Source organism: Pedobacter sp. GSP4 (assembly GCF_051857575.1).
Classification (GTDB): domain Bacteria; phylum Bacteroidota; class Bacteroidia; order Sphingobacteriales; family Sphingobacteriaceae; genus Pedobacter.
This window is the reverse complement of record NZ_JBPZIR010000002.1, coordinates 73,107-98,863: the sequence shown is the minus strand read 5'-3', so window position 1 is coordinate 98,863 and position 25,757 is coordinate 73,107. Positions and strand designations below refer to the sequence as shown.

Here is a 25,757-nt window from a genome sequence, read left to right as displayed (position 1 = left end):
TAGCAAGCAAGGCGGGGATTTAAAAGTTACACAGGCAATGTAAAATAAAATGTACTGCCTATGCCTACTGTACTTTCTACCCCAATTTCGCCACCATGCCCTTTAATTATTTCGCTGCATAGATAAAGGCCAATACCAAAACCGGCAATTAGTTTATTATTTTGGCCACGATAAAACCTTTCGAAGAGTTTAGGCAACTCTCCTTCCATAATTCCCCTGCCTTCATCTTTAACCCTAACCTGCACATTTTCACCCATCTGAAAGCAGGAAACCTGAATTTTACTGCCTTTTTCGGCATATTTTACCGCATTGTTAATGAGGTTGATAATCACCTGAGAAATCTTTCCCCGATCTGCATTAACTGTTACCGACTCAAAAGAATCGAAATTAAACTTGTGTGTAGAATACAAAATTCTGGTTTCTTCTTCTATATCTGCAATCAGCTCAGCAATATCGAATGGAGCTTTTTCAATAAACAGTTTATTGGATTCGAGCCTCGAAAGATTTAAAAAGCCGTTGATCATATTCGTCATCCGCTTAGTCTTTTTAATAGATTGAGCAATGGCTTTTTCTCTCAATGCCTGGTTATCTTTACCGCTCTCACTCTCTACAAGCTGTAGGTAGGCTGAAAGGGATGTTAGCGGGGTTTTAAGTTCGTGGCTAACCATGCCGATAAAATCATTTTTACGCATTTCACTTTCCTTAATCTCGGTAATATCGCGGGTGGTTCCGGCAACAGCTTCCACTTCGCCATCCTGGTTAATTACCGGTGTAAAAATGTAATCGTAAATACGCGTTCCAAGTACAGCATGTGGGAAAGAAACTTCGCCCCTGATGGGCTGTTTGGTGGTTTTAACCAGATCTATTTCCCTCTCGTGCATTTCTGCATGCCAAGGTTCGTAACCATTATCAAGTAAACCCTTTCCAACAGCGTTTTCCCAGGTTTTGCCCCACATGGTTAGCAGGGCATTATTGGCGTAGATAAAATTATAGTTCAGATCAAAAACATACATTAAATCGGGCGTGTTATTGGTTATGGTTTCGTACAACCTTTTTTGCTGTTCCGATTGTTCTTTTGATGTTCTTAAGGCTTCTTCTGTTCTTTTGGTTTCGGTAATGTCACTAGCGGTTCCAAACCACTCAATAATTTCGCCCTGCTTGTTCAAAATTGGAACGGCGCGCGATAGTGTCCAACCAATTGAACCATCGGCCTGAAGTACCCTGTGTTCCAACTGGAATATTTTTTTCTCAGAAATGGCTTCATTAATAGCTGCTTCTACCTTAGGCCGGTCGAGCTCATAAATATATTTAGGTATCCAATCGGCTATGGTTTCGTCTGTATCAGTTAAAAAACCACGCCCATATAACTGGCGCATTTCCTGCCAGTTAGGGCTCATCCGATAAATGATATCCGATGTTGCTGTAACCAGGGCGCGAAAGCGCTGTTCGCTTGCAATAACAGTTTCTTCGGTAAAATTTGGTTGATCAGACAGCATAGTTTTGTTCTAATTTGGAGCAAAAAATACAAATATAACCCCAAATATCGATCTTTGTTTTTGATTTTCACCAAATCTTTTAACGGTTGTAAAGGCATTAAATACGAGCGTTATTTCAATGAAATTAACTACCGGTATTTAATGCTTAAGCCAATGCCATATCCTACTGGTGGTTTTTAAGCCATTCTAAACGGCGCTGGTCGGCAAGGTGTTTTATCTTAAAATTTTCGAACCGGGCTTCAAATCCATTGCCATCTGGACTGGCCGCCATAAGACCGATCATTACCGGTGCGTTATCCTGTAATGGTGCATTACGGGTCATGATGTAATTTTTATCATCGAGCGAATAAAAAATTTCTATGGCATCCAGCCTCCTTACGGCCTTGATCCAGATAAAAGGCGGAACTTTTTCTAAAGGCAGCACACTCCAATCGCTTTTCTCGTGGGTAACCACAGTGCTCACATTAAATTTACCATCTACAAACTCCACTCCTGTTTTAATGTAATTTTTATGATCGGTACGGATCATAAGCCCCATCTGATCAAAACGTGCTTTGTAAGCGCCCGTTAATTTAACTTTTGCCTCAAACTCACCACCATAGGTTGTATAATAAAATGGGGCATCATCAACGGTAAATCCATAATGCGAAATGCGCCAATAATCGCTGCTAGGTGTAACCTGCATCACTAGGCTGTTGTTTTTAATCTCCCATTTTTCGGGTTCGTTATACCACTGCATTTTTTCAAGCGTTTGCGCTTTTAGGGAGTTTAGGCTAAGCATAAGGCCAAGCACGAAAAAAATTCTTTTCATCAGTTTATTTAAATTTTATTGTTCTTATTCTGCGCTACAGGTAATGTAAGGCCTTTAAAACTTACTTCTTGGCTGATGTTTTATGTTCCGATCGCTTAAAACACCATCCATCTTTAGTAAGTTCGCAAAGTTATATTGAGTTTAAACTTAATTCAATGGTGATAAATAACCATAGCCAGAATACATCCTATGCGCAACCTGCTTGATATTAAACTACTGCTGCAGCCCTTTGAGACCTCGGCAAATCCTGAACTGAAATTAGAAAATGGCAGGCGCATTGCCCAAATGTATGCCCAGCTTGAAAACAGTCTTAGCGTACTAAGTGATATGAAAGCCAGGAAAAGCTATATTTATTATGGTCCGATTGCGGAGGAGATTGGTTTGGAACAACAGGAAACGGAAATTAACTCCATCTGGGAAGATGAATTGCTTAAACGCGTACATCCAGAAGATTTACAAAAGAAATACCGCCTGGAGTTTCAGTTTTTCCAGCTGCTAAACACCGTTGATGCAACTGAGCGCGCGGATTATCAGCTCATTACAAAACTCAGGATACGCAATTACAAGGACAGGTATATTCCCATCAAACACCGTTTATTGTACCTCAGCAGTGCTGAAAATGGCAGCATATGGCTGGCGCTTTGTTTATACAACAATGTTATCGATCATCCTGAATTTGAAATTCCGCAAGGGGCCATCCTGAATATTAGAACTGGTAAAATTATCGACCATAACCAACAGCGCTTTGCGGATATCCTATCGCCAAGGGAGAAAGAGATTTTACAGTTGATTAAGCATGGCCGCAGAAGTAAAGAAATTGCCGATAAACTGGCGTTAAGTATCAATACGGTTAACCGGCACAGGCAGAACATTTTTCAAAAATTAAATGTAACGAATGCACTCGAAGCGTGTAGGGTTGCAGAAACAACCGGCTTATATTAAAACCTTAAATACAGCGTAAGGAACTGCCTCTCCTTTGAACCGGCCATTCTTTTTCCTGCTATTGGGCTCTTGCCCTGTATTTGATTGATTACTTCTACAGAAACTGCCTCTCCTTTAAAATCCTGCACTAATTCCTGCCGGCAGAACCGACCTAACTACGTGATGTAGATGACGTTCCAGCCATGGCTTTCATTAGGTGATGTAGCTCACTGTGATGTGGGTGTAGCGAAACTACCACGACATCCGTTTGCGGGGTAAAACATATCTTACCACGAATGAAAAAAACATTTAACCTATTAAAAAGCTTAACAGGCGTATGCTTACTGGCCACCATACTGCTATCATGCAAAAAAGAAGAATCGGGAACGGAACAACCAGCCCCTACAACAGCAGCCATCTCTTTTAACAATGGCATAGCGGGCTTAGGCAAGCTCGATTTTTATATTAACGGTACCAAACAGGCCAGCTTAGACGGAAACCTTCACAGTGGCTATAGCGAATTGAAACCTGGAAGTATTGAGGTAAAAGCAACGGGCAGCATTTCTATTTCAGCAGCAGCGCAAACAGGTAGTGCTACTTTCACAGCTATTGCCGGCAAAAATTATTCTGTTTATGCCTGCGGGGCGGCTGATGCTCCACAAATTGTGTATTCGGAAGATAATTTAAATGCCCCTGCGGCAGGCAGTGGCAAGATCCGCTTTATTAATCTTTACGCAGGATCAAAAGGTTTAGATCTTAATGTGCGTGGTAAACAGCCGGTTTTCAGTAACCTCCTCTACAAAAATTCAACAAATTTTGAAAATATGGCCGCGGCCAGCGAAGTTAGTTTTGAGCTAAGGGAAAATGGAAGTGAGCAGGTTATCTTTAGCCTCGAAAAGGTAAAGATTGAAACAGATAAGATTTACACCATCATTGCTACTGCCAATAGTACCGAAATTAACAGTGCTGCTAAGCTGGTTATCATTACCAACAAGTAATCATTATAAAGCTGTAGCTAGGTGAAACTACCAGGCTACAGCTTTTTCTTTAAATAATATATCCATTAAATGGAGACCTAACTCAAGACAATCAATTTTATCTGAATGTTTTAAAAAAGGAACAAAATTCTTATCCAATAAATGCTAAAGATTTAATTCAACAGCTGTTTTTTAAACATATTGGGACTGATTCCAACCTCTTTTTTAAACAAACGCGAGAAATAGGAAAGGTTTTCGAACCCTAGCGCATAGGCAATTTCCGAAACTGATCTATCCTGGCCAATTAAGCGGTTTTTTGCTTCTGAGATTAAATAAATATGAATGTGTTCCAGCGCCGTCTTACCGCTTTCCTGTTTTAAAATATCACTTAAATAACCTGCAGAAAGGTTCAACTTTTCGGCCAGGTAATGCACAGAGGGCAGTCCCCTACTAGCCAGTAATCCGCTGGCCACATAAGTATCTATCTCCTGATTGAAACGGGTAACTGTTTTGCCCGAAATCTCTGTACGGTTAAGGAACTGCCTTTTATAAAACCGCTGACTGTATTTCAGCAGTGTATCTACATTGGCTAAAATGAGTTCGCGGCTATATTCATCTTGGTTATTGCGGTATTCGGTTTCAATTTTGTGGTAAAGTTCCCAAGCTATTTTCTCCTCGTTAGGCGAAAGGTGCAGTGCCTCATTGGTTTCGTAATCGAAATAGTGGTATTTTTTGATGCTATCGTGTAAGCTGTGTCCGTTCAGGTAATCTGTGTGGATGAAAATCAAAAAGCCATCTTCATCAAATTCGAGATTTTTCATCTCTATCAGTTGATTGGGCTTAAAAAACATCATCGAACCGCTTTGATGGTCATATTTGGTACGTCCATAAAGAATTTGCCCGGCCACAATTTTCTTAAAGCCAATCATATAGAAATCGCTGGTAAATTCCCTATCTCCAATGCTGCATTGGTGGTTGCACTGGTAAATGCTGAACATCGGATTTTCGGGTGGAGGAAAACCGTTTCCCTGGTGCAGTTCTATTAAACTTTTATAATGTTTCATGCCTTTAAAAGGTAATATTACAAGCTACACATTTGCGGTATATAGCTTGTAATAAAATATATTAAATGATCTATTAATGACCATGGGCATCGGCCGATACTGTAGCCCATTCTTCAAATTCGGCCAGGCGATCGGCATATACCTGCTTAACAGCCGGATAAGCCACCTTGCCCAATAAGAAATGCAAAGGAGGTTTAGGGCTATCAATCAAGGCCAGTACAGCCGGTGCTGTGGTTTCGGGATTACCCCAACTATCGGATGTAGCGCCTTCAAAAAAAGCTTTCTTAACCGGTTCGTAAACAGGATTAGGTGTGGTTTGAAAAGCAGAAGCACCAGACCAATCGGTAGAAAAACCATTGGGTTCGATTAAACTTACATTAATGCCAAAACCTTTTACTTCTGAAGCCAATGTTTCACTTAAACCATTAACAGCATATTTAGAGGCGTTGTATATGCCCAGTACTGGCAAACTTACTAAACCCAAGAAACTGGATACCTGGATAATATGTCCGGCATTTTGCGCACGCATTACCGGAACAATAGCCTGTGTTACCCAAAGGAGTCCAAAGAAATTGGTTTCCATCTGTGCGCGTGCCTGTTGTTCGGTGGTTTCTTCAATGGCACCGAACAGACCAAATCCAGCGTTGTTGATCAGTACATCAATGCGGCCAAAATGTTGCTTAACTTGATCAATTGCTGCAAAACAGGCTTCTCTGTTGTTCACATCCAGCTGAACCGGAAATACCGCATCGCCATAAGCTGCTACCAAATCATTTAAATCGGCAATATTACGTGCAGTTGCTGCCACTTTATCGCCACGTTCTAAAAGGGCTTTGGCCCAGATTTTACCAAAGCCACGTGAGGCACCGGTAATTAAAATTATTTTCGACATTTTTTCTTTGTTAAATATTGATAACAAAGGTATTGGCTGTGGCTAAGCACAGTTTACACAAAACACGGAACTATTAGCACATTTTGCGGTTGAGATACTTTTTTGGCCGGTGCATAAATGCCGGGTTACTGAGCCACGGTAAAAATGAAATTATTTTTTTCATAATTTGAGTACTTTTGTTACCTTCGTGCCGAGAGCGTTAATTTAGATACGGGGGCAACGGTGAAAGCTGTTCCCCCGTTTTTTTTTTGCGCGGCAATTGGGTCCGTATTCTAAATGATTTAAGTTTAAATCTGGTAAAGAAAATTTATTTATTTTTTCAAAAACCCCTTTCGGGAATATTCCGTATATCTCTTTTGATTTAAGAAAATATACCTGTAGGCTACCTACACCGAATAGTTTATGATACCTGAAACTTACCGTACAAGCTACCTCCTGCCACTTTTCAACTATCTGGAACAGTACCATCCCCTTTCATTAGGTTTTATGGCCGAACACCAGGCTTATTGCAAACACCTCCACATCAAGAAAAATAAATTCATTTTATCTCCAATTGATCAGAATGCTTCGCTGTACTTTATTATAAGCGGGATGGTGCGCGGCTTTGTGAAACATGGCGGAAAAGAAATTACCACCTGGTTCAGCTGTGAGGGAGAGGTAGTTGGCGCCATATTCCATCCCGAGCAGCACAACCAACACTCCATAGAATATCTGCAGGCCCTGGAAGATTGCGAACTGATCTGTATCCCATATACGCTTATCGAATCGCTATATTCTATGCACGTAGAAGCCAGTATTATCGGCCGGAAACTTCTCGCCTTAAAATATTATGCAGCCTCAGAACGGGCCTTGTTGGCGCGTATCCCAAATGCATCCGACCGCTATAAAAGGCTTCAGGAGAACCGTTCGGTACAGTTCGAGCGGATTCCTTTACGTCATTTGGCAAGCTATCTGGGCATGCGCATGGAAACATTGAGCAGAATCCGTAACAAGGATGCAGGTGGAAACCTTTAAAATACAAAAAACGGCCGTTTTTAATGGCCGTTTCTGATTAACAGGGTACTAAAACAAAAATTATTTCTTCTGGTTATGCTATTTTTTAAATTCAACCTTAAATCCTGTAACTAACCAAGCTGGATAATCACTTGGTTTTTGGATCACCAGTGCATCATCCTGTTGCGTCCAATTTAATTTCTTATTGCTGCCTAACATAGTAACATTGGCAATAGCTTTATCCAGCATTTTAGATTTTTTACCTAAAAGGTTCATTTTAATTTCACCCTGAGGAATGTTTAAGCAAAATGCATATAGATTGCCATTTTTAGTTGTATAGCGGATATCTGTTGCCTCGTACGTGCGCATATCTGCCAAACCTCCGAAGCGGCCTTTTTTCTGATTTGATTTGTTGGTAGAAGGTCCCTCGCCGTAAGCTTTCCAAGGCCTGGTGGCATAGATGCCTTCACCATTTATTTTGATCCAATCGCCTATTTCGGTTACAATTTTGATAACATCGGGCTCTAGGTTGCCTTCGGGTGTCTGTACAATGTTGATCAATAAATTACCGTTCTTACTTACAACATCTAACAATAGCTGCGCAATTTCGTCTGCACTCTTATATTTTTGGCCTGTTCTGTAGTACCAATCGCCGATAGATGTATCGGTTTGCCACGGAAAAGGGCTTATGGAATCCAGTACCCCTTGTTCTATATCCTGTGCCCATTTACCTTCTGAAGGTTGTTTTGGTGTGTAAATGGCCTCGAGCTTACCTTTGTTCTTAGCCAGATCCTGGTTATAGTAATGTGCAACCATTTCAAGGCCAATATCTCCAAAAGGCAACTTACTGTCTGAATAAAGAAGATCGGGATGGTAATTATCAACCAGCTCGTTTACATAGGCCTGCCATTTTTTATGCCATCCTGGGTTATTGGTAAGCCATTCGTTTATATTGCTCGAATCGGCAGGCAAATGGTAGAGATCTGCATATTTTGGATCTCGGCCATCATAAGGTATCCCTGCAAATTGGCCGGTTTTATCGGCTCCATGACTTGGCTGAAACCAATTGAAACTGGCCGCCAAATGTTCAGAAATACCAAAACGTAGTCCTTGTTTTTTAGCTGCTTGCTGCCACAGCCCTACAACATCTTTATGTGGGCCCATATTAACCGAATTCCATTTATGGATTTTTGAGTTCCATAAAAAAAACATATCGTGGTGCGAACCCATGCTCACAAAATATTTAGCTCCCGCTTTTTTATACAAAGCCATTAGGGCCTCGGGGTCCCATTTTTCTGCTTTCCATAGCGGAATAATATCTTTATATCCAAACTTAGAAGGTGTTCCGTAATTGGCTACGTGGTATTTATTCTGGGAACTGCCTTGAATGTACATTTTTTTGGCATACCAATCGCCCTGGCGTGGAACGGCCTGTGGCCCCCAGTGCGACCAGATTCCAAATTTTGCATCACGGAACCATTCTGGATATTGGTACTGCTTCAGGGATTCGTCTGTTGGCTTAAATTTTCCTTCATCAGTTTTCAACTTACTTTGCTGCGCTTTTACATTTACCGCCAAAGCAAATGCAATACAACCTACTAATAATGTTTTTTTCATTTAATGATTATTTAAATCGATAGATATCTCCCTAATGCGTTTGGTAGCGGGCGAATACAGTTGCCATTCAGTTATATTTGGTAAGCTATATCAAAAATAGATAAGCAATCCGATGTAAATTTGCATTAATTAGACTTTTTGTTTTAAAAATCCGACATTTAGCGCCATGATTAAAAGACTGTTGCAGCACAACTTTTCACTGCTCAATGTAGATTATGTAAAACTTAGTGCCAAGTGGGATTATCGAAATGTAATTAGCCCGTATTACCGCATTTATTATATAGACGGGGGTTCGGGCGAGCTCTCCGACCAAACAAATGTGTTGGCGTTGGAAAAAGGCTATTTATACATTATTCCGAGTTTTACGCTTTGCAATCTGCGCTGTATGGATCATTTAAGTCAATATTTCGTTCAGTTCTTTGAAGAATCGGCAGATGGTGTTTCTCTTTATGCCCAAAGCCGTGCGGTTTCCAAAATAAAAGCCGAGCAGATCGACATTGATCTTTTTAAGCGTTTGCTCGAAATCAATCCTGGCAGGGGTATCAACCGGTCGGACGATCCAAAAATCTACGAAAAAAATATCTTTTATAAGGAATACCAAGAATTGAACAACCGGCAGAGTTTGGCTTATTACATGGAAACGCAGGGTATTTTGCTCCAACTGATGGGCCGTTTGATGCAGTCGCAACCGTTTCCTAAACAAGAGCATAAAGCCACTCCTGTTAAAATTGCTGAAACAGTAAGCCATATTTTGGTCAACCTGCACCAGCCCCTATCGGTTACTATGCTTGCAGCGCGCGTTAATCAGCATCCAGATTATTTTTCGAGGCAATTTAAAACTTTTACAGGCGAGCGCCCTGCAGCATATATTCACCAAAAACGTATTGAGCGGGCACAGTACCTATTGGCTACCAGCCGGCTTTCTTACTCAGAAATAGCTGTGCAAACAGGTTTCGAAACGCTTTCTTATTTTTCAACTTCATTCAAAAAATTAACGGGAATGTCTCCCCGTGCATATAAGAAACAGGTGTATACGGTGGGCTTTACCCTATAAAATTAATGATTGCGGTTAAATGCGGTTCTATTTATCAACAGGCTGTGCATAATTTCCAAACCATTATTTCCTGCCTGCTATATACTTTAGCTTAAAATTAACACCATGGGCGCAATCACCAACGTAGAAGAGTATAGAAAAGCATTATTAAGGGTAAACCAGTTGATGAATAAAGGCAGTCAGGGGATTTCAAATGAAGAAATGTCGGAAATTACTGCTTTAAGGGCAATGGCAACCAATTATGAGAAGGTACGCTATGATTACAGCCGTTCTTCAACACTCAGCGAGCTCAACTCACTGGAATACTAATTAAGCTTGCTTTTTAAACGGCATAGTTAGAAATAAACAATTTCCACTAGCAAAACCGGAATTACCAGATTGGCCTGGAAAGTTCGCGCTTTGATTTTACTTCTAGGCGGAAATTAAAATCTTGGGTAAAATCATAGCTATACACTTTCAGCGCTACATTGATATCTTCTCTGAATAACTGGGAAACATATTTGCAGAATATCGGACGGAAAGAGGCCAGATTAACACCGGGTGTACATACAATCATTACCTCGCCCGGAGATTGCCGAACTGAACTGGCAATCAGTTTGGGCCAACGGAGTTTAATCTGTAGCGGTACCGATTCGTAGTAATTGCGGTCGATGTAAGCACCGGCTCCCCTAATCAGTTCTTTGGGCAGCACCTCTCCTGAAAGCTGTTTCCACTCTCCCCTGATCTTGGTTAGCCTAACCTCTGGTCCGTATTCTTCACTCAGGCACCAAGGATGATCAACGCTGGCCTGTACAAGCCGGCATACCCTGGGGTTTCCGTAAATATCTTTTGAGTGGTAATGAAGTTCGGTCATGAGATTTAGATGGGCTGCGAAATTAAGGATATCATCCAAAATGGCAAATTAAAACTATCAACAGTGTTTTATATTATTGCAGCCAACATAACCAAGCAGTCAACATCAGGGGAATGATCGGCTTATAAAGACCACACGGCCAGTTCGTAACCATCTGGATCAAGGAAATGAAAGCGGCGCCCACCCGGAAAAGAAAATATTTCTTTTGCAATGCTACCCCCTGCGCGCAAAACACTTTCTCTGGTTTTCTCTAAATCATCGGAATAGAGTACAATTAGAATGCTTCCTTTTACAGGTGTGCCTTCGGTAAAACCACCGTCTACAAAATCTCCTTCAAATGATGTGTATTGAGGTCCGTAATCGGTAAAGGCCCATCCAAATGCGTTTGCATAAAATGCTTTTGCCTTTAGGATGTCGCTTGTAAGAAATTCGAGGTATTGCACCTGTTGGTGCCTCAATTTTTGTGGTGTATTGCTATTGTCCATGATTTGTATTTAATTGATAAAAATACCAATAATATACTATGGCTTAATAGAAAATCAAAAAGCACCTGGGCTATTGTTATTTAGCATCAGTTGGGTTTCTATCCGGTGAACAAAATCGTCGATATCAAATGGTTTTTTAATAAAATCCTGCGCGCCACAATGCTCAGCAACCTGAACAGCAGTATAATTTGCACTCATCATCAGCACCGGAACGGATCTGGTTTCGGTATTTTCTTTTAACATCCGGCATACTTCCATTCCGCTTCCATCGGGCAGCATCACATCCAATACAAAAGCGTCGGCATACTTACCGGGCGCCTCGCTCATAAAGGAGGCGATGGTAGCATAGCTACAAACTTGATAATGTTCACTTCTCAGCAGAAATTCTATAATTTCCCTGATATCATTATCATCTTCCAACACACATATTCTTTTCCTTCCACCAAGCTTTCCCATACCTTTATTATCTTTATTACCCAACACTTACAAAGGCAACAGTAAACGCCGGATTAAGTTTCATTTTTGCACAGAATATAGCTATAGCGTGTACCAATATTTAACCTAAGTACCTAATTGATATAATAGTTAAGTGGATTAATGATTGAAAAATATAAAATTCAGTAAAAATTATGGTTTGGGTAAGGTAAACCAAAAGGTTGTTCCCTGGCCTATAACGCTATCAACACCAACCTGGCCGCCATGCCTTCTAATAATTTCAGCGCTGATGTATAGGCCCAAACCTAAACCTTGGCTGTTTTTAGATTTTTCGCCGGACTGCCAGTATCGGTCGAAAAGATGGGTAATTTTATCGGGCGCTATTCCTGCACCTTGATCTATCACCGAAAGACGGACTTCATTCTCCAATTCTTCCGTTTTAAGGATAATTATTTTACTCTGGGGAGCATATTTAAATGCATTATTGATAAAATTGATAATTACTTGTCCTATTCTATTCTGATCAGCATCTATGCTTATTGGCGTGGCATCGACCGATAATTTAGGCAACTCTTCTTCGCTGAGGTGGATATAACAATCTTCGAGGATACTGGAAAGATCAAACCTTGTTTTATTCAATGTAAGGTTACCTTCTGAATATTTTCCAGCCTCTAACAAATCTTCAACCATCCCATTTACCTTATTCATGCTGCGCACGGCCGAATCAAGTAATTTCAGCACAGCTTCGTCTGTTATGCGGCCTTTAATCCGGTCGAGCATTTGCAGGTTACCTTTCAGCGCGGTTAGTGGTGTTTTGAGTTCGTGGCTTGCAACAGATAAAAATTCATCCTTTCGCAGGTCGTAGTTCTTCTTTTCGGTAATCAACTGGGTAACGCCAACCATCCGCACAGCATTGCCTCTTACATCATACCTCGGACTTCCATTGGCCTGAATCCAGTGTAAGCTACCATCAGGGCGTTTAATCTGATACTGTGCGTTATAAATGGTATTTTTTTGGATTGATTCGGCTACTTTATCCCTCACCATATCCCGGTATTCCGGAATAATGGCATCAAAAAGATCTGCAAAGTCGAAACGTTCATCCAAACGCTTTCCAAAATTGAGTTTGCATTGGTCGCTGCATTCCATCAGGCCGGTGCTTAATTCAAGATCATAACTTCCCAACTTTCCGGCCTGTAGGGCGAGCGATAGTGTATGCTCGTTTTCGTTAAGCTTTTCGTTGGTTAAATTAAGCTGTTCGTTTGTCGATCTATACTCCTCATTTATAACAGCCAGCTCTTCCATCGTTGTTTGAAGTTCCTCATTAGTTGCCTGATACTCTTCATTTAGTACCTGAAGATCTTCATTTAGCGCATGGAGTTCGAGATTGACCTGGGCCTCTTTTTCCTGTCTTTCATCAAGTGCATTTTCTATTTTTAGCCTATCGGTAACATCCTTGGCCGAATTGATAATTGCATAGGTTTTGCCATCTTCGCCAACAACAGCTTGATAGCTAAAATCAAAAGGTGTAGGTGTAAGCACCCCATCTATATCCAAATTGGCAAAGGTATTCCTGGCTTCGTAAGTTGTAGATTCTTCCCAAACCTGCATCAATATTGGAATAAATTCGGCAAATTCGGGAGCGGCATCAATAAGTTTTTTACCGATAATGTTCTTATCCTTTTTCCATAATTTCAGCATTTCATTATTGATGTAACCGATATGCAGTTCTTTGCTGGTATAAACTACGATACCATCCAAAGCATGGGCAAGAATATGGAGAAGTTCTGCTGGGTTGGGCAATTGGTATGTATTGGGAATGTTCAAAAGAGTATTTTAATTTAAGGTAAAGATACAGAATTAAGCCCCCTACTAAAAGAATAAACCATTCCCTATTGGGGTGTTTTGTTTAATATTAGGCTTTTACCAAAGCCGCCAAATAAAAAAGCCCCTCCAATGCAAGAGGGGCAAATAAGTATTCTAAATCGTCCCGTTGATTTAATTTTTACCTACAACCAAGATAGGCAGATTTTTAAAAAAAATATATCCTCTACCAAAGGTTGTACCTGATATGTATAAAACTGTAAAGCAATAGCTTAGTACCCATATCACCAAATTCTTTTTGAACTTTAGATACACATAGGCGAAATACTATTGTAAGCCAGTGTACATGGCCCTAAAGGCGATCAAAAATTACTTATATTTGGTTAAATGCGATACACATCCCTGTTTCTCTGTAAAATCTACTTACCGCCTCAGCCTGCTACGGATGGATTGGTTGGCGTTCACAAAGTAGCTTATCTCCATCCTAAAATAAATTTGGTTTACGCTCCAATTACATCAACAAAAATCTAAATTAATTTTTTTTATGAATTTATCTAACATACAATCTCCAGGCGTTTATATCAATGAACTCAACGCTATGCCCAACAGTGTGGTTCCGGTTGCTACAGCAGTTCCTGCGTTTATCGGTTATACGCCACAGGCAAGCTTCGAGGGTAAATCTTACCTGAATGTACCCCAGAAAATTACTTCATTTGCTGATTTCATTGCGATTTATTGCTATCCAGATCCAGCGCCTCCAGCAGATCCGGCTAAACAGTATAGTCCCGAATATTATCTGGTAAAGCAAAATGCCCAGCCTACAGATCCTGACTATGTGTTGATTGATAGCACCTATTATTCCATACTTCCTGATGCCAGTACCATTTATTACCTATACAACAGCGTAAAACTGTTTTACGAAAATGGAGGTGCTGATGCGTATATTGTTTCGGTTGGAAGCTATGGCAAGCCATCAAAAACGCCGATGGAACCAGGCAAACAACTGGTCAATCTAAATGTTAAGCTGAGTGATCTTACTGCCGGATTAGCTTTACTCTGCAATGAACAAGAACCAACTATGTACATCTGCCCCGAGGCAACCTTGCTTTCTGTTGAGGATAATGGCACCCTGATGCAGTATATGCTTTTACAGGCTACAGAAATGCAGACTGCCATCTGTATTTTCGATGTAATTGGTGGGAAAAACCCTGACCCGATCCTCTACAAGCAAGATATCCAAACATTCAGGAATAATACTGGACAAACAGGGCTTAATTATGGTGCAGCTTACTATCCTTTTATCGGCACCACCCTAATGCAGACTACTGACATTGACTACACCAATTTATTTGGCGGTAATGTTGCTGCGTTGATGCCCTTACTCAACCCTGCAGATAATCCAAATCCAGCTGCTGCACAGATTTTGTCAAATATCATCAGTCCATCTGGCCCGCCCCTAACTGTCTCTCAATACCACCGTGCGCTACAAAATGCCAGTAAAACTTATAGTATGATTATTGCCCAGGTTTTAACTGGAGCAAACATTTTACCCCCGAGTGGTGCAATGGCAGGTGTGATTACAGTTACCGATAACCAAAACGGCCCATGGCAGGCACCTGCAAATACCAGTATTGTTGGTGCTGTATCACTCCCGATCAGGCTATCGGATAGCCAGCAAGCGGATCTGAATATTGATGCTGTTACCGGAAAATCAATAAACGCCATCCGGTTTTTTAATGGCATGGGAATTCTGATTTGGGGCGCACGCAGCTTGGATGGCAATAGCCAGGACTGGAAATATATCCAAGTGAGGCGAACAATTACTTTTCTGGAGCAATCGTGTAAATTGGCCTGCCACCCTTTTGTTTTTCAGCCCAATGATAAAAATACATGGGAAGCTGTAAAATCAACACTCAGCAATTTTTTAACATCGGTATGGAAAGAAGGTGGTTTAATGGGTGCCACGCCATCAGAGGCTTTCTCGGTTGATTGTGGTTTGGGAACAACCATGACCGGAGATGATATACTGAATGGTTTAATGACGGTATCAATTAAGGTTGCAGTAGTTAGGCCTGAAGAATTTATTGTCATTACCTTTCAACAGCAAATGCCTACATCTACATCATAATCTTACAGATATTAATACAGGTAGGATTTGACAATAATAATGGGAGATGGTAAAAATATTCTCCCATTATTATTACGCTAAAAAACAGCAAACTACTAAGGTTTTATTTCTGTAGGCACCAAGTGGTCATTGCCCTTTGGTTCTGCACATTGGTCGTTTTAATGGGCTCGTGTAAAGTGGCTGCGAGCTTATTGGTAAAGCTCAACAGCATATTCTGATTGACTAAAAAACGTTCGGAACCATCAGGCAATGTATATCTACCATTCCCAATTGGTTTAACCAGTTGCTCTATTCCAATATCCGAAGCCAAACGGCAGAAAAAATATCCCCCCGGGCGGATTACCCGCCACATGGAGTTTAGCATTTTTTCGAAATGCGGCAAATTATCTGCAAAATGAAGTACTGCACTACTGATCACCAGGTCAAATCTTTCATCTTCAAACGGAAGCTCTTCTACAAACCCTAACCTAAAATTATCTTCGGGCGCAGTTTCTTTGTATGGGCTTGCAAGCTGTTTAATGTAAGCGATGTTGCTAGCTGAAGAATCGATCCCGAAAACGTGATATCCGGTACGCAAAAAGTAATTTACATTCCTGCCCTGTCCACATCCTGCATCTAGAATATTCTGGCAGCCATCGTAAGTGCCCTTTAACAGCTGATCAAACAAATAAATATCGATGTTACCGATTAAATCACGTAGTTCTTCGTTCATGCTATAAATTGTAAACACAAAAATAACAATACAAAATGGATTGGCGCTATCGCTTTCGGATCTTCCTTACACCGCCATGTGCTATGCATCATGTGATAAAACCTTTGAGATATAACCATCAACAGGGTACAAGCGAACTTAGTAGCTTAATTCAATTTTTTAAGATGCGCTATACTCCAGAGCAAAAAAGATAAAAATCTACAGCGGACGACTACAATATTGATAATAAGCAAAATACCTAATAACTGGTATTGGTTAACACAACCATAAAGAATAAATTTAACCTAAGCATTCAGCACATTCTTTTTATGCCAGGATGAAGAATGGACTTTCTTTCTATCGTTTACACATCTAAATAAATACGCTATGAACCAAACACCTTACATCTGCCTCAAACGTAGCCCAAAAACCTTGGGAACAATCTTAAACCAACCTTAAAAAACTATATTATGGCAAATTGGAATCCAAACAACCTCGCTTGTACCACTCTTTGGACAACTCTGTTCAAAATGAAACAACTCGACAGCAATTTTACTGATAGTGGCGCGCTCAAAATGAGCGAACTGCTTTATTTCAATCCTTTGGGCACCGCCGCAGACAAGCTCAAAAGTGCTAAAATCATGGCCGATCAGCTTGATGTAGTATTTAGGATCGGCCGCGGTGCGGTGTATGAAAAAGACATCGACCGTGCAAAGGCTATGGAAATTTTAGTACCCATCCTGTTAAATGCTGATAAACTGGTGAAAGACCTGGCCGGTGCAGCAGATGATATTTACCGTTTTTGGCAAGAATCTAAAAGTCTGTAAAATTATGAAAAAACTATGCTTATTCTTAGTGCTGTCCACTATCTTAACCAGCGTTAATGCGCAGACTACATTAGATGATGCGTCGAAGATTATAAAAGGCAATGAAGGCAAGGACGATGGCTTTAAGGCCGCCATTTCTTCTGTCATCAAAGATCCAGATCTATATAACCACATCTGGAAAAGACTGATTGATAGCCTTGCGGGAGATAAAAAAAAGCCATGGAATTTCTTAAGAGACCTGAATATCAAGTTCAAGACTTTCCAAACTGAAGATCATCCCTCTACCAGCCTAGGACTGTCTTATGATTTCAATTTTGATTATGCCAAATATGCTGAAAAAGGGCTGCGCCGATCAGAAGTCAGCTTTGGGCTTTCGGCAACTGGAAATGTTGCGTTTAAAAAAGCCCTCAACCCAGCAGACTTTCTGGATAGCAAGCTCAAATTCAGTTATGTACTTTTCTTTGGTGGGGTGAGCAGTAAAGGTAACCCTGAAATTTTTACCGAGCTTAACCGCATCCAGGCAAACTTGGTGAAGTACAACAATCCGCAGAGTCCGGAGGCCCTAAAAGAATGGGAGAACTTTGATAAATTTCTGCAGCTTAGCGACCAATATTATATCGGCTTTATGCCCAAGGCGGCTTTGGAAAGTAATCAGGATTTCAGCAAAAAACAGTTTGCTCCGGGCCTTTCGCTCGATCTTGGCGCGAAAGCATGGTCTAATAAAAGTACCCTTGCCTGGCTAAACGTTTTTGACTATCCTTTTGCCCTGATTAGGCTCATTACCGGGGCAGACCAAACTTATACCGTGTACGGCGCAACGCTGCCAACCCTCCAGGGAACAATAGATTATGTTGTGCCACAGGATGATGCTGAACGGAAGAATCTCCTAGGAAATCTTGATCCTTTCACCCGCTTTAAGCTGGAAACCTCTTTCCGTACATTGGTAGCCAAGGTGGGTAAGGAAAAGGTATTTCTGAACGCTAACCTGCGCTATTACCGGGAACTGGGCGCTCCAACCGAGATTAAAAATGCCGGGCTGGCCAGTCAAACCTATTTTGTTGGAACACTGCAGAGCAGTTCAGGACTTTTTGTGAGCTATGCCAAGGGTAAACTTCCGTTTGATGCTAAATCTGATGCCATCTATTCGCTTGGACTTAATTTCAAACTCAATTGATCATAATACCGAAACCAGAAATTTAACTGGGTGGCACTAAAATAACAAAGGCTTTCAGTAATTAACTGAAAGCCTTTTGTACCCCGGAAGGGATTCGAACCCCTGACCCACGGTTTAGAAAACCGTTGCTCTATCCAACTGAGCTACCGAGGCTCATTTTTTAATGAGCTGCAAATATAGAAGTTCTATTTAATAAGTAAAAATATATTTGAAACTATTTAAAAGGCACATTTTCAATTTTAAATAAGTGTTTAAAATTGAAGCAATTAAAATCGAATTCAGCTAAAATATTTTTAATTACCAGTGGCGAAATACAGCAATATCACTTTATCTTTGTTTTTTAACAAAGGCTAGACCCTGAAAAATAATGATTAAAAAGTTAGTTAGGCGTCTTCACCGTTCCAAATATCATCATCAGCATGCCTGATTTCATCATGATTGGCGGTTACACTTTTCAGTTCTTCGTGGTGATAATTCCTTTCTGGATTTTCAGGCAATCCGTTATCATGCTCTAAAGGCGCTTTTCTTAAATGCTCGGGCTTTTTAACCTCTGGTAAATCATCGTGTATTACCGATGGCGTTAAAATTTTCTTTTTGGGATTATTGCTGTTTTCCATAGTTTTAAAAGCTCAAATTTCAAGCCACAAACAAAGGTGTATTTAAATTTTGGTAACCAACGCTATTTTAGGAAATATTTGAAGCAACGCTTGCCTATCCAAAGGAATTTTACTTATAGCAAAACAGATGCTTCTTTCCGAGTATTCAGTGATTCCGTGGCAAAGAAAAAAGGTTCTTGAAGATGTGAGCTATGGCAGTGGATTATAAATTTGGAAAGCAGGTTTCTGTTCTTTTGGGTTACGGTAGTCCTGCTCTACACTTTACTCGTTACACTCGTGACCGTTCCGATCACGTTTATTTATTGGGGCCGGTGCTGCTATTTGCGGTTTTAATAGCGATCGCATTTAAAGATCAAATTTTCGGTGTTTTTCTGAGCCTCCGTGGCAAAAAAATGGTTGATGGAAATAGCCCTGATGAGCTTAAGTATGGACTTTGGTAAGCTTATTGTTTTTCCTAAAAGAAAATGGTTCGTGGAGACACGAACCACGGCAACAGTGAAGATTGCATTTAAAGATCAAATTCTCCGTGTTTTTCTGAGCCTCCGTGGCAAAAAAATGGTTGATGGAAATAGCCCTGATGAGCTTAAGTATGGACTTCTTATTGTTTTTCCTAAAAGAAAATGGTTCGTGGAGACACGAACCATGGCAACAGTGAAGACTGCATTTAAGATCAAATTCTCCGTGTTTTTCTGAGCCTCCGTGGCAAAAAAATGGTTGATGGAGATAGCCCTGATGAGCTTAAGTATGAACTTTGGTAAGCTTATTGTTTTTCCTAAAAGAAAATGGTTCGTGGAGACACAAACCATGGCAACAGCTGTTCAAAATGAACAGTGTTAAACAGATGCACACAAAAAAATCAGTATTTATCTATGTGCATCTGTGTTAGGAGCAAAATATTACTTAGTAGTTGCCGGTTACGCCTATCTCTAAGCCCCTTAATTCGGCCAAACCGCGTAACCTACCAATTGCCGAGTAACCTGGGTTGGTTACTTTCCCCAAATCATCCAACATCTGGTGGCCATGGTCTGGACGGAACGGGATGGATTTATCGCGTAAAGCATTCTCTTCGGTGAGCGCCTTCATGATTTCGTACATGTTTACATCGCCGCCCAAATGATCGGCCTCGTAAAAACTGCCATCTTCATCTTTGGTAACGTTACGTAAATGCGCAAAGTAAACCCGTTCTTTAACGGCATTAAAAATTTCGAGGGCATTATTGTCTACCCCCGCACCTAATGATCCGGTACAGAAACAAACACCGTTAAAGGCCTGATCTACCTCTTTAATGATGTAATTAAAATCTTCTAAAGTACTGGCAATTCTTGGCAGGCCCAAAATTGGATAAGGTGGATCATCCGGGTGGATGGTCATTTTAATGCCTTCCTCGGTACAAACCTCTGCTATAGAGGATAAGAAAAACTTTAAATTCTCTTTCAGTCCCTGTGTACCGATGGCTTTATATTCGTTAATGCTGTTGCGCAGTGTTTCCAGTTCAATTTCCTTTTCGTTCGGGATCCCCATCAGCACATTGACGCGCAGGTCAGCTAAATCCTGCTCGGTTAATGTAGCAAATTTATGTTTCGCACGCTCTAAAATAGATGATGAATAATCAGCCTCTGCGCCTTCGCGCTTTAAAATATACAGATCAAAAATGGCCAGATCGATCCAGTTAAAGTAAAGTGCCTTAGATCCGTCGGTCATTTCCAGGTCCAACTGCGTGCGTGTCCAATCCAGTACCGGCATAAAATTGTAACATACAATCTTTATCCCACAGGCAGATAAATTGCGCAAAGAGGTTTTATAGTTTTCAAGGTACTGACCTGCATCGGCCCTACGGGTTTTTATGGCTTCGTGCACGGGTACACTTTCTACTACCGACCAGGTTAAACCGGCAGCTTCAATAATGGCTTTTCTTTCCTGGATATCTGCCAAGGGCCATACTTCGCCATGGGCAATGTGGTGCAATGCCGATACAATCCCGGTGGCACCTGCCTGTTTAACATCCTGTAAGCTTACCGGGTCATTTGGACCATACCAACGCCAGGTTTGTTCTAATTTTTTATATTCCATAATGTGATTACACAGATTAATTTTTTGTTTCTACACCCCCGAAAAAGCGGTAAATCCGCCATCAACTTTAATATTTTCTCCATTTACAAATTTTGAGGCATCGCTGAGCAGATAAACCAATGCCCCGATCAGTTCTGCTGGTTCGCCAAAGCGTTTAAATGGTGTTTTGGCAATAATCGACTGCCCGCGTGCGGTTAACGTTCCATCTTCATTGGTAAGCAGGGCCCTGTTCTGATTGGTAATAAAGAAACCCGGTACAATGGCATTCATTCTGATTTTATCATCGTAGCGGTTAGCCAATTCTACGGCCATCCATTTGGTATAACTCTCAATAGCCGATTTTGCCAGCGAATAACCCAATACCCGCGTAAGTGCCTGCGTAGCGGAAACAGAAGAAATGTTAACAATACTGCCTCCATTTTTGGCTATTTCTTTACCGAAAATCTGTGTAGGCATAATGGTTCCGAATAAATTTAAATCGAATGCCTGCTTCAACGCGTTAACGTTTAGGTCGAATACATCGCTCCCGGGCTGGATTACCGCTTCGGCAACGTTACCGCCAGCTGCATTTACCAAGGCATCTATACGGCCAAATTCTGTTATAATCCTTGCATTGGCATCAAGCAGATCCTGCTCGTTCAATACATCTGCTATAATATAAATGGCTTTACCGCCTGCATTGGTTACCTCGGCGGCTCTTTGTTTGGCTACCTCCTCGTTTCTGCCAATCACTACAATTGTGGCTCCGGCCGAGTTTAATCCGTTAATAAAAGCCTCGCCTAAAATGCCGGTAGCGCCCGTAACCACTACAACTTTATTTTTAAGCGAAAAAAGGCTTTCTGCTTCTTTCATCATCTGTTAAGTTTTTAAAATTTATTCTACTACTAAGGTGGTTATGGAGTGTGGTAAACTGGTTGTTGTTGCAGCTTCTCCTTTTATCCATAAACTATACTTTAATTTATCGTCTGATTGGTTCATCACCACTACCACCAACTTACCATCTGTATTTAAAAATGCTGTTGATTGCAGTTTATCACGGCTACTAGCTGCACCAATCCTTTTAGCGCCTGGACGGATAAATTTAGAAAAATGCCCCATATAATAATAGGCATTTGTGTAAATCAATTTATCATTTTTAGTATCGGCGTGTACGGGTGCAAAACAGAAATTCCCCACGTGGTTTGGTCCACCTTTTTCATCTAAAAGAATATTCCAATCTGTCCATGCGGCAGTTCCGGCATTAAAATCATTGATCATCGAATACCCGTAACGCTCACCCAATGTCCAGTCGTCCAATTTGTTAACGTCGTATTTTTCTTTGCAACCTTCGGTAAAAATCAATGCTTTATCCGGATAGGCTTCGTGCGTTTGTTTTACATTACCGAACTGCATACCACTGCCTGTCCAGGTTTCGTACCAGTGGAAACCAATGCCCCAAACATATTTTGCCGCATCATTATCGTTTAGTATGGTGCTTGCACGCTGAAAAATCTGATCGCGGTTATGGTCCCAGGCAATTAGTTTTTTTGAAGAAAGACCTGCTTTTTGCAAAGTTGGACCTAAAAAACCTTTGATAAAATCGCGTTCTTCTTCTGCTGTAAACACGCACGATTCCCATTTCTGTTTGGCCATAGGTTCATTTTGAACGCTCAAGCCCCAAATTGGGATACCCATAGCCTCGTAAGTTTTAATAAATTTAACGTAGTGGTTTGCCCAGCTCTGACGGTAAGCAGGCAGTAAGTGTCCACCCTGAATTAAGCTATTGTTATCTTTCATCCAGGCTGGTGGCGACCAAGGACTCACAAACAACGGCAATTTACCTCCCGATGCGGCAATGGCCTGCTTAATAAGCGGAATTTTATACGTTTCATCGTGTGCTACACTAAATGTTTTTAAATCTTTATCGTTGTCCTGCACATAGGTATAGCTACCGCTAGAAAAATCGCAACTGGCAATATTGGTACGCGCTAGAGTATAGCCAATGCCTTTATCTTTACTGTAATAAGCGGTTAAGAGTTCTTGTTGGTTTTTCTTCGATAGCTTGGCAAATGTTTCGGCAGAGGCATCTGTAAGTGCGCCACCTATACCTACCAAAGTTTGGTATTTTACAGTCGGGTCGACAAAAATACAGGGCTCTGTTTCAAAGGGTTGCTTATTCTCAACAAAACTTAATGTTTCGGTTTTACTGATGCGGTATTCCGATTTATCGGCAGTGGTGTAAACCGTTACTTTTTTATTGGCAACGGTATAGGTTTGCACGGGTTTAACCACTTTTTTGTTTTGGGCAGCCACATTAAATGCAGTTGCCAAAATCAATAGCATGTTCAGATTCTGTTTCATTATTATATGATTTAGTATTTCTACGCTTTAAAGCAGCGTATTTATCCAATTATGGACAGTCGAATTTCCGAATAAATTGATCATTTTAGCCATAAACAATCAAATTTTATCTATCAATTTCATATCGAAATTAGAACATGCCCCTAACCGTTTAAAGCTTAACATGATAAGCTATAAATCTCCTTTAAGCTATTTTAAACTTTTATTGATCTGGTTAAGCAGGTAACCATTTAAATCGGCATCGTACTCCCAGAACATTACACCCCCCATTCCATTCTTCAATACATAATTACACTTCTCCTTTACCGATTTTTCATCATCAAAGGTCATGTATTCTTGACTCACCGGATTGTAGATATAGGAAGCCCTAGCCTCTTTATCATAATATTTGGTGAAGCCTTTTTGGTTGATGAGACTATCTTTTATAAAAGTATAACCCTTTCCATATCTGCCACTCAACACTGAATCGCCTAAACCATTTGTTGAGCTGGGTTTAAGTGTAAAGGCCCTGCTGTAAAAAGCTATGCCCATAACCAACTTAGCGGGTGGCACGCCTGCAGCCACAAATTCGCGGAAACTTTTATCGGCATAATTATCTGCAGGGTGTGCTTTGGAATTGTAAAGGTTAGTATGGTGCCCAGCAAAGTTTCCGTTGTAAAAATCATAGGTCATTAGGTTAACAAAATCCAGGTATTGCTGGGCTTTATCCATTTCGGTATGGCGGATAAAATTAGTAAAACCGCCCACAGCAATGGTTAAAAGCTTTTTGGCATGTTGCTGCTTTTCGAGCGTATCGAGCTCCAAGCGCAACTCTTTAAGCAATAAGGTAAAGTTCTGTTTATCTTCGGGCCTGTAAACATTCCCCTCTTCGCCGGCAATTGCAGGGTACTCCCAGTCGATATCGACACCATCCAACTTATATTTCTCGATAATTTTAACCGCACTTTGGGCAAAGGCTTTGCGCGAAGTATCGCTAAGCGCAGCATCAGAAAAGTTTTCGCTCCAGGCCCATCCACCAATAGAAATCAGGATTTTGAGCGCTGGGTTTTTAACTTTAAGCTGGTTAAGCTGCTGTAAATTAACCGTATCGGTTGCCTCGCGGTGTAAAAATGCACGGTTATTTTTTACATCAACAAAAGCATAGTTAATGTGCGTTAATTTCTCTGCCGAAATTTTACGCACATCTACCAGCCCTTTATAACCACCAACATAGCCTATAATTACCTTGTTTTTAGGTGCACGGTCGGTACGCATTGCTACAAGTAGACCTGCGGTGATTACAATACAGACAATTAGCTTTAAAATCCTCATGTGGTTAGTTTTTACTTCTTAGCAAAGCTTCCAGATAATAATAATCGGCATAATTGATAGGTACATCTATTTCTGAATTTGCCGGACGGTGGCCTGTACTGTGCTCTAAAATAAATCCATAATTATCGCCCGGTTTGCTGGTATATTTTGTGCTCAGGGAACGTAAAATTTTATCAGCGGCTGCTTTATATTTTTTACCATTTGTGCTGTATTTTGCCAATTCGTAAAGTGCCGATGCGGTAATCGAAGCTGCAGAAGCATCTCTAGAAACATTAGGGATTTTTGGATCGTTATAGTCCCAATAAGGAATTCCATCAGCTGGCGTAATTTTACTGTTTAAGATAAATCCCGCAACACCATCAGCCTGAGCCAAATATGCTTTATTTTTAGTTTCGCGGTAACACATGGTATAACCGTACAAGGCCCATGCCTGTCCACGTGCCCAGGCCGATTCATTAGCATACCCTTGTGCCGTTACCTTTTGGCGAACGTTCCCGGTTAAAGTATCGTAATCGATTACATGGTATGAGCTAAAATCTGGCCTAAAATGATTTTTGATGGTAGTATTGGCATGAGAAACGGCAATTTTATAAAAAGATGAATCTCCTGTCAGTTTGGTGGTTTCGAACAATAGTTCAAGGTTCATCATGTTATCGATAATAACCGGATATTTCCATTTATCGCCATTATGATCCCAAGATTTTAAAACACCAGCCTTTGCATTAAACCTGGTAGAAAGTGATTTTGCCGCTTGGATAATTACCGCTTTGTAGGCCGGATCGTTGGTTAATCGGTATCCGTTGCCAAATGGGCAGTAAATCATGAAACCAAGATCGTGCGTTCCCTTGTTAAACTGCTCTTTTTTGATGTCTTCCGTATATTTTTTAGCTAGGTCAAGCCATTTTTTGTCCTTAGTATACTGATAAAGGTACCAAAGTTCTGCAGGAAAAAATCCGCTGGTCCAATCTTTAGAAATCACCATTTTAAACTGCCCGTTTTCTACAGTTCTTGGCGAAACCAGATTAGGTTTTACTTTTCTGGCCGAATCTACATTTTTGATCAGTACTTCGGTTTGTTTGGCAGCAGATGCAAAGGCTTTGGCAACATTTACTTGTTGTGCTTTTACTACGCTGAAAGACAGCATGCTTAATGCCGTTATGGTTAGTTTTATATTCAT

Annotated in this window: 26 protein-coding genes and 1 tRNA gene; 10 read left to right on the top strand and 17 right to left on the bottom strand. The window is 40.7% G+C overall.

The genetic code is table 11. The features are described 5' to 3' along the window. Positions 1–26 precede the first annotated feature (26 nt). Both ACS5PU_RS03965 and ACS5PU_RS03960 read right to left on the bottom strand, forming a co-directional pair. Entirely contained in the window at positions 27–1,496 is a 1,470-nt protein-coding gene (locus ACS5PU_RS03965; protein ID WP_439457977.1) for an ATP-binding protein, read from the bottom strand. Between the two features lie 163 nt (positions 1,497–1,659). Next, the gene (locus ACS5PU_RS03960) at positions 1,660–2,307 is read right to left on the bottom strand and encodes a DUF1349 domain-containing protein (RefSeq protein WP_439457976.1); all 648 of its coding nucleotides are present in this window, start codon (positions 2,305–2,307) and stop codon (positions 1,660–1,662) included. Between the two features lie 189 nt (positions 2,308–2,496). On the opposite strand from ACS5PU_RS03960, the gene ACS5PU_RS03955 reads away from it, so the two are divergent. Together ACS5PU_RS03955 and ACS5PU_RS03950 are read left to right on the top strand one after the other, a co-directional pair. Next, positions 2,497–3,249 carry a response regulator transcription factor gene (locus ACS5PU_RS03955; protein ID WP_439457975.1) on the top strand — a complete coding sequence of 251 codons (753 nt, stop codon included), beginning with the start codon at positions 2,497–2,499 and terminating at the stop codon, positions 3,247–3,249. 275 nt (positions 3,250–3,524) lie between these two features. Continuing rightward, positions 3,525–4,226, top strand: a complete 702-nt coding sequence (locus tag ACS5PU_RS03950; RefSeq protein ID WP_439457974.1) for a DUF4397 domain-containing protein — start codon at positions 3,525–3,527, stop codon at positions 4,224–4,226. Between the two features lie 152 nt (positions 4,227–4,378). On the opposite strand, the gene ACS5PU_RS03945 is transcribed toward ACS5PU_RS03950, so the two are convergent. Both ACS5PU_RS03945 and ACS5PU_RS03940 read right to left on the bottom strand, forming a co-directional pair. Then, a complete protein-coding gene (locus ACS5PU_RS03945; RefSeq protein WP_439457973.1) occupies positions 4,379–5,269 on the bottom strand; it encodes a helix-turn-helix domain-containing protein in 891 nt (296 codons plus the stop codon). Positions 5,270–5,342: 73 nt separating this feature from the next. Then, positions 5,343–6,161, bottom strand: coding sequence for an SDR family NAD(P)-dependent oxidoreductase (locus ACS5PU_RS03940; protein ID WP_439457972.1), 819 nt, complete (start codon positions 6,159–6,161; stop codon positions 5,343–5,345). 402 nt (positions 6,162–6,563) lie between these two features. Between ACS5PU_RS03940 and ACS5PU_RS03935 the strand changes: the two genes are divergently transcribed. Beyond that, positions 6,564–7,175: a Crp/Fnr family transcriptional regulator gene (locus tag ACS5PU_RS03935; RefSeq protein ID WP_439457971.1), complete on the top strand. Its 612-nt coding sequence runs from the start codon at positions 6,564–6,566 to the stop codon at positions 7,173–7,175. A gap of 78 nt (positions 7,176–7,253) precedes the next feature. On the opposite strand, the gene ACS5PU_RS03930 is transcribed toward ACS5PU_RS03935, so the two are convergent. Then, positions 7,254–8,771: an alpha-L-fucosidase gene (locus tag ACS5PU_RS03930; RefSeq protein WP_439457970.1), complete on the bottom strand. Its 1,518-nt coding sequence runs from the start codon at positions 8,769–8,771 to the stop codon at positions 7,254–7,256. Positions 8,772–8,937: 166 nt separating this feature from the next. Between ACS5PU_RS03930 and ACS5PU_RS03925 the strand changes: the two genes are divergently transcribed. Continuing rightward, the gene (locus tag ACS5PU_RS03925) at positions 8,938–9,825 is read left to right on the top strand and encodes a helix-turn-helix domain-containing protein (RefSeq protein ID WP_439457969.1); all 888 of its coding nucleotides are present in this window, start codon (positions 8,938–8,940) and stop codon (positions 9,823–9,825) included. A 105-nt stretch (positions 9,826–9,930) separates the two neighbouring features. Next, positions 9,931–10,134, top strand: a complete 204-nt coding sequence (locus ACS5PU_RS03920) for a hypothetical protein (RefSeq protein ID WP_439457968.1) — start codon at positions 9,931–9,933, stop codon at positions 10,132–10,134. Between the two features lie 61 nt (positions 10,135–10,195). Here the strand turns inward: ACS5PU_RS03920 and ACS5PU_RS03915 are convergent, their stop codons facing one another. From ACS5PU_RS03915 to ACS5PU_RS03900, 4 genes are all read right to left on the bottom strand, one after another. Next, positions 10,196–10,678: a hypothetical protein gene (locus ACS5PU_RS03915; protein WP_439457967.1), complete on the bottom strand. Its 483-nt coding sequence runs from the start codon at positions 10,676–10,678 to the stop codon at positions 10,196–10,198. 122 nt (positions 10,679–10,800) lie between these two features. Further along, on the bottom strand, positions 10,801–11,163 hold the full coding sequence (locus tag ACS5PU_RS03910) for a VOC family protein (protein WP_439457966.1): 363 nt from the start codon (positions 11,161–11,163) through the stop codon (positions 10,801–10,803). A gap of 54 nt (positions 11,164–11,217) precedes the next feature. Continuing rightward, entirely contained in the window at positions 11,218–11,619 is a 402-nt protein-coding gene (locus ACS5PU_RS03905) for a response regulator transcription factor (protein WP_439457965.1), read from the bottom strand. 171 nt (positions 11,620–11,790) lie between these two features. Then, entirely contained in the window at positions 11,791–13,425 is a 1,635-nt protein-coding gene (locus ACS5PU_RS03900; RefSeq protein ID WP_439457964.1) for an ATP-binding protein, read from the bottom strand. A gap of 541 nt (positions 13,426–13,966) precedes the next feature. On the opposite strand from ACS5PU_RS03900, the gene ACS5PU_RS03895 reads away from it, so the two are divergent. Beyond that, positions 13,967–15,550 carry a phage tail sheath family protein gene (locus ACS5PU_RS03895; RefSeq protein ID WP_439457963.1) on the top strand — a complete coding sequence of 528 codons (1,584 nt, stop codon included), beginning with the start codon at positions 13,967–13,969 and terminating at the stop codon, positions 15,548–15,550. 103 nt (positions 15,551–15,653) lie between these two features. Here ACS5PU_RS03895 and ACS5PU_RS03890 read toward each other — a convergent pair whose 3' ends face one another. Next, positions 15,654–16,262: a class I SAM-dependent methyltransferase gene (locus ACS5PU_RS03890; protein ID WP_439457962.1), complete on the bottom strand. Its 609-nt coding sequence runs from the start codon at positions 16,260–16,262 to the stop codon at positions 15,654–15,656. Positions 16,263–16,771: 509 nt separating this feature from the next. Between ACS5PU_RS03890 and ACS5PU_RS03885 the strand changes: the two genes are divergently transcribed. Both ACS5PU_RS03885 and ACS5PU_RS03880 read left to right on the top strand, forming a co-directional pair. Then, positions 16,772–17,068, top strand: coding sequence for a hypothetical protein (locus ACS5PU_RS03885; RefSeq protein WP_439457961.1), 297 nt, complete (start codon positions 16,772–16,774; stop codon positions 17,066–17,068). Positions 17,069–17,072: 4 nt separating this feature from the next. Next, the gene (locus ACS5PU_RS03880) at positions 17,073–18,242 is read left to right on the top strand and encodes a hypothetical protein (RefSeq protein WP_439457960.1); all 1,170 of its coding nucleotides are present in this window, start codon (positions 17,073–17,075) and stop codon (positions 18,240–18,242) included. A gap of 79 nt (positions 18,243–18,321) precedes the next feature. On the opposite strand, the gene ACS5PU_RS03875 is transcribed toward ACS5PU_RS03880, so the two are convergent. Both ACS5PU_RS03875 and ACS5PU_RS03870 read right to left on the bottom strand, forming a co-directional pair. Continuing rightward, positions 18,322–18,395: transfer RNA gene (locus tag ACS5PU_RS03875), tRNA-Arg, on the bottom strand. Between the two features lie 230 nt (positions 18,396–18,625). Beyond that, positions 18,626–18,859, bottom strand: coding sequence for a hypothetical protein (locus ACS5PU_RS03870; RefSeq protein ID WP_439457959.1), 234 nt, complete (start codon positions 18,857–18,859; stop codon positions 18,626–18,628). Positions 18,860–19,050: 191 nt separating this feature from the next. Here ACS5PU_RS03870 and ACS5PU_RS03865 point away from each other — a divergent pair, with 191 nt between their 5' ends. Both ACS5PU_RS03865 and ACS5PU_RS03860 read left to right on the top strand, forming a co-directional pair. Then, positions 19,051–19,299, top strand: a complete 249-nt coding sequence (locus ACS5PU_RS03865) for a hypothetical protein (RefSeq protein ID WP_439457958.1) — start codon at positions 19,051–19,053, stop codon at positions 19,297–19,299. Continuing rightward, the gene (locus ACS5PU_RS03860; RefSeq protein ID WP_439457957.1) at positions 19,259–19,552 is read left to right on the top strand and encodes a hypothetical protein; all 294 of its coding nucleotides are present in this window, start codon (positions 19,259–19,261) and stop codon (positions 19,550–19,552) included. Before ACS5PU_RS03865 ends, ACS5PU_RS03860 begins: the two co-directional genes overlap by 41 nt. Before the next feature lie 207 nt (positions 19,553–19,759). Here ACS5PU_RS03860 and uxuA read toward each other — a convergent pair whose 3' ends face one another. The 5 genes from uxuA to ACS5PU_RS03835 all read right to left on the bottom strand — a co-directional run bounded on the left by uxuA (position 19,760) and on the right by ACS5PU_RS03835 (position 25,757). After that, positions 19,760–20,929 (bottom strand): mannonate dehydratase, encoded by a 1,170-nt coding sequence (gene uxuA / locus ACS5PU_RS03855; RefSeq protein ID WP_439457956.1) that lies wholly within the window; start codon positions 20,927–20,929, stop codon positions 19,760–19,762. Positions 20,930–20,959: 30 nt separating this feature from the next. Continuing rightward, complete coding sequence (locus ACS5PU_RS03850; protein WP_439457955.1) at positions 20,960–21,784, bottom strand: SDR family oxidoreductase; 825 nt, start codon at positions 21,782–21,784, stop codon at positions 20,960–20,962. An 18-nt stretch (positions 21,785–21,802) separates the two neighbouring features. Beyond that, complete coding sequence (locus ACS5PU_RS03845; protein WP_439457954.1) at positions 21,803–23,269, bottom strand: glycoside hydrolase family 30 protein; 1,467 nt, start codon at positions 23,267–23,269, stop codon at positions 21,803–21,805. A 189-nt stretch (positions 23,270–23,458) separates the two neighbouring features. After that, entirely contained in the window at positions 23,459–24,580 is a 1,122-nt protein-coding gene (locus ACS5PU_RS03840; protein WP_439457953.1) for a glycoside hydrolase family 18 protein, read from the bottom strand. 4 nt (positions 24,581–24,584) lie between these two features. Beyond that, positions 24,585–25,757: a glycoside hydrolase family 88 protein gene (locus ACS5PU_RS03835; RefSeq protein WP_439457952.1), complete on the bottom strand. Its 1,173-nt coding sequence runs from the start codon at positions 25,755–25,757 to the stop codon at positions 24,585–24,587.

What these genes read in the sequence shown, in the direction of transcription:
- ACS5PU_RS03965 (WP_439457977.1), bottom strand. Translation starts at nt 1,496, where the DNA reads ATGCTGTCTGATCAACCAAATTTTACCGAAGAAACTGTTATTGCAAGC.
- ACS5PU_RS03960 (WP_439457976.1), bottom strand. Translation starts at nt 2,307, where the DNA reads ATGAAAAGAATTTTTTTCGTGCTTGGCCTTATGCTTAGCCTAAACTCC.
- ACS5PU_RS03955 (WP_439457975.1), top strand. Translation starts at nt 2,497, where the DNA reads ATGCGCAACCTGCTTGATATTAAACTACTGCTGCAGCCCTTTGAGACC.
- ACS5PU_RS03950 (WP_439457974.1), top strand. Translation starts at nt 3,525, where the DNA reads ATGAAAAAAACATTTAACCTATTAAAAAGCTTAACAGGCGTATGCTTA.
- ACS5PU_RS03945 (WP_439457973.1), bottom strand. Translation starts at nt 5,269, where the DNA reads ATGAAACATTATAAAAGTTTAATAGAACTGCACCAGGGAAACGGTTTT.
- ACS5PU_RS03940 (WP_439457972.1), bottom strand. Translation starts at nt 6,161, where the DNA reads ATGTCGAAAATAATTTTAATTACCGGTGCCTCACGTGGCTTTGGTAAA.
- ACS5PU_RS03935 (WP_439457971.1), top strand. Translation starts at nt 6,564, where the DNA reads ATGATACCTGAAACTTACCGTACAAGCTACCTCCTGCCACTTTTCAAC.
- ACS5PU_RS03930 (WP_439457970.1), bottom strand. Translation starts at nt 8,771, where the DNA reads ATGAAAAAAACATTATTAGTAGGTTGTATTGCATTTGCTTTGGCGGTA.
- ACS5PU_RS03925 (WP_439457969.1), top strand. Translation starts at nt 8,938, where the DNA reads ATGATTAAAAGACTGTTGCAGCACAACTTTTCACTGCTCAATGTAGAT.
- ACS5PU_RS03920 (WP_439457968.1), top strand. Translation starts at nt 9,931, where the DNA reads ATGGGCGCAATCACCAACGTAGAAGAGTATAGAAAAGCATTATTAAGG.
- ACS5PU_RS03915 (WP_439457967.1), bottom strand. Translation starts at nt 10,678, where the DNA reads ATGACCGAACTTCATTACCACTCAAAAGATATTTACGGAAACCCCAGG.
- ACS5PU_RS03910 (WP_439457966.1), bottom strand. Translation starts at nt 11,163, where the DNA reads ATGGACAATAGCAATACACCACAAAAATTGAGGCACCAACAGGTGCAA.
- ACS5PU_RS03905 (WP_439457965.1), bottom strand. Translation starts at nt 11,619, where the DNA reads ATGGGAAAGCTTGGTGGAAGGAAAAGAATATGTGTGTTGGAAGATGAT.
- ACS5PU_RS03895 (WP_439457963.1), top strand. Translation starts at nt 13,967, where the DNA reads ATGAATTTATCTAACATACAATCTCCAGGCGTTTATATCAATGAACTC.
- ACS5PU_RS03890 (WP_439457962.1), bottom strand. Translation starts at nt 16,262, where the DNA reads ATGAACGAAGAACTACGTGATTTAATCGGTAACATCGATATTTATTTG.
- ACS5PU_RS03885 (WP_439457961.1), top strand. Translation starts at nt 16,772, where the DNA reads ATGAAACAACTCGACAGCAATTTTACTGATAGTGGCGCGCTCAAAATG.
- ACS5PU_RS03880 (WP_439457960.1), top strand. Translation starts at nt 17,073, where the DNA reads ATGAAAAAACTATGCTTATTCTTAGTGCTGTCCACTATCTTAACCAGC.
- ACS5PU_RS03870 (WP_439457959.1), bottom strand. Translation starts at nt 18,859, where the DNA reads ATGGAAAACAGCAATAATCCCAAAAAGAAAATTTTAACGCCATCGGTA.
- ACS5PU_RS03865 (WP_439457958.1), top strand. Translation starts at nt 19,051, where the DNA reads ATGGCAGTGGATTATAAATTTGGAAAGCAGGTTTCTGTTCTTTTGGGT.
- ACS5PU_RS03860 (WP_439457957.1), top strand. Translation starts at nt 19,259, where the DNA reads ATGGAAATAGCCCTGATGAGCTTAAGTATGGACTTTGGTAAGCTTATT.
- uxuA (WP_439457956.1), bottom strand. Translation starts at nt 20,929, where the DNA reads ATGGAATATAAAAAATTAGAACAAACCTGGCGTTGGTATGGTCCAAAT.
- ACS5PU_RS03850 (WP_439457955.1), bottom strand. Translation starts at nt 21,784, where the DNA reads ATGATGAAAGAAGCAGAAAGCCTTTTTTCGCTTAAAAATAAAGTTGTA.
- ACS5PU_RS03845 (WP_439457954.1), bottom strand. Translation starts at nt 23,269, where the DNA reads ATGAAACAGAATCTGAACATGCTATTGATTTTGGCAACTGCATTTAAT.
- ACS5PU_RS03840 (WP_439457953.1), bottom strand. Translation starts at nt 24,580, where the DNA reads ATGAGGATTTTAAAGCTAATTGTCTGTATTGTAATCACCGCAGGTCTA.
- ACS5PU_RS03835 (WP_439457952.1), bottom strand. Translation starts at nt 25,757, where the DNA reads ATGAATATAAAACTAACCATAACGGCATTAAGCATGCTGTCTTTCAGC.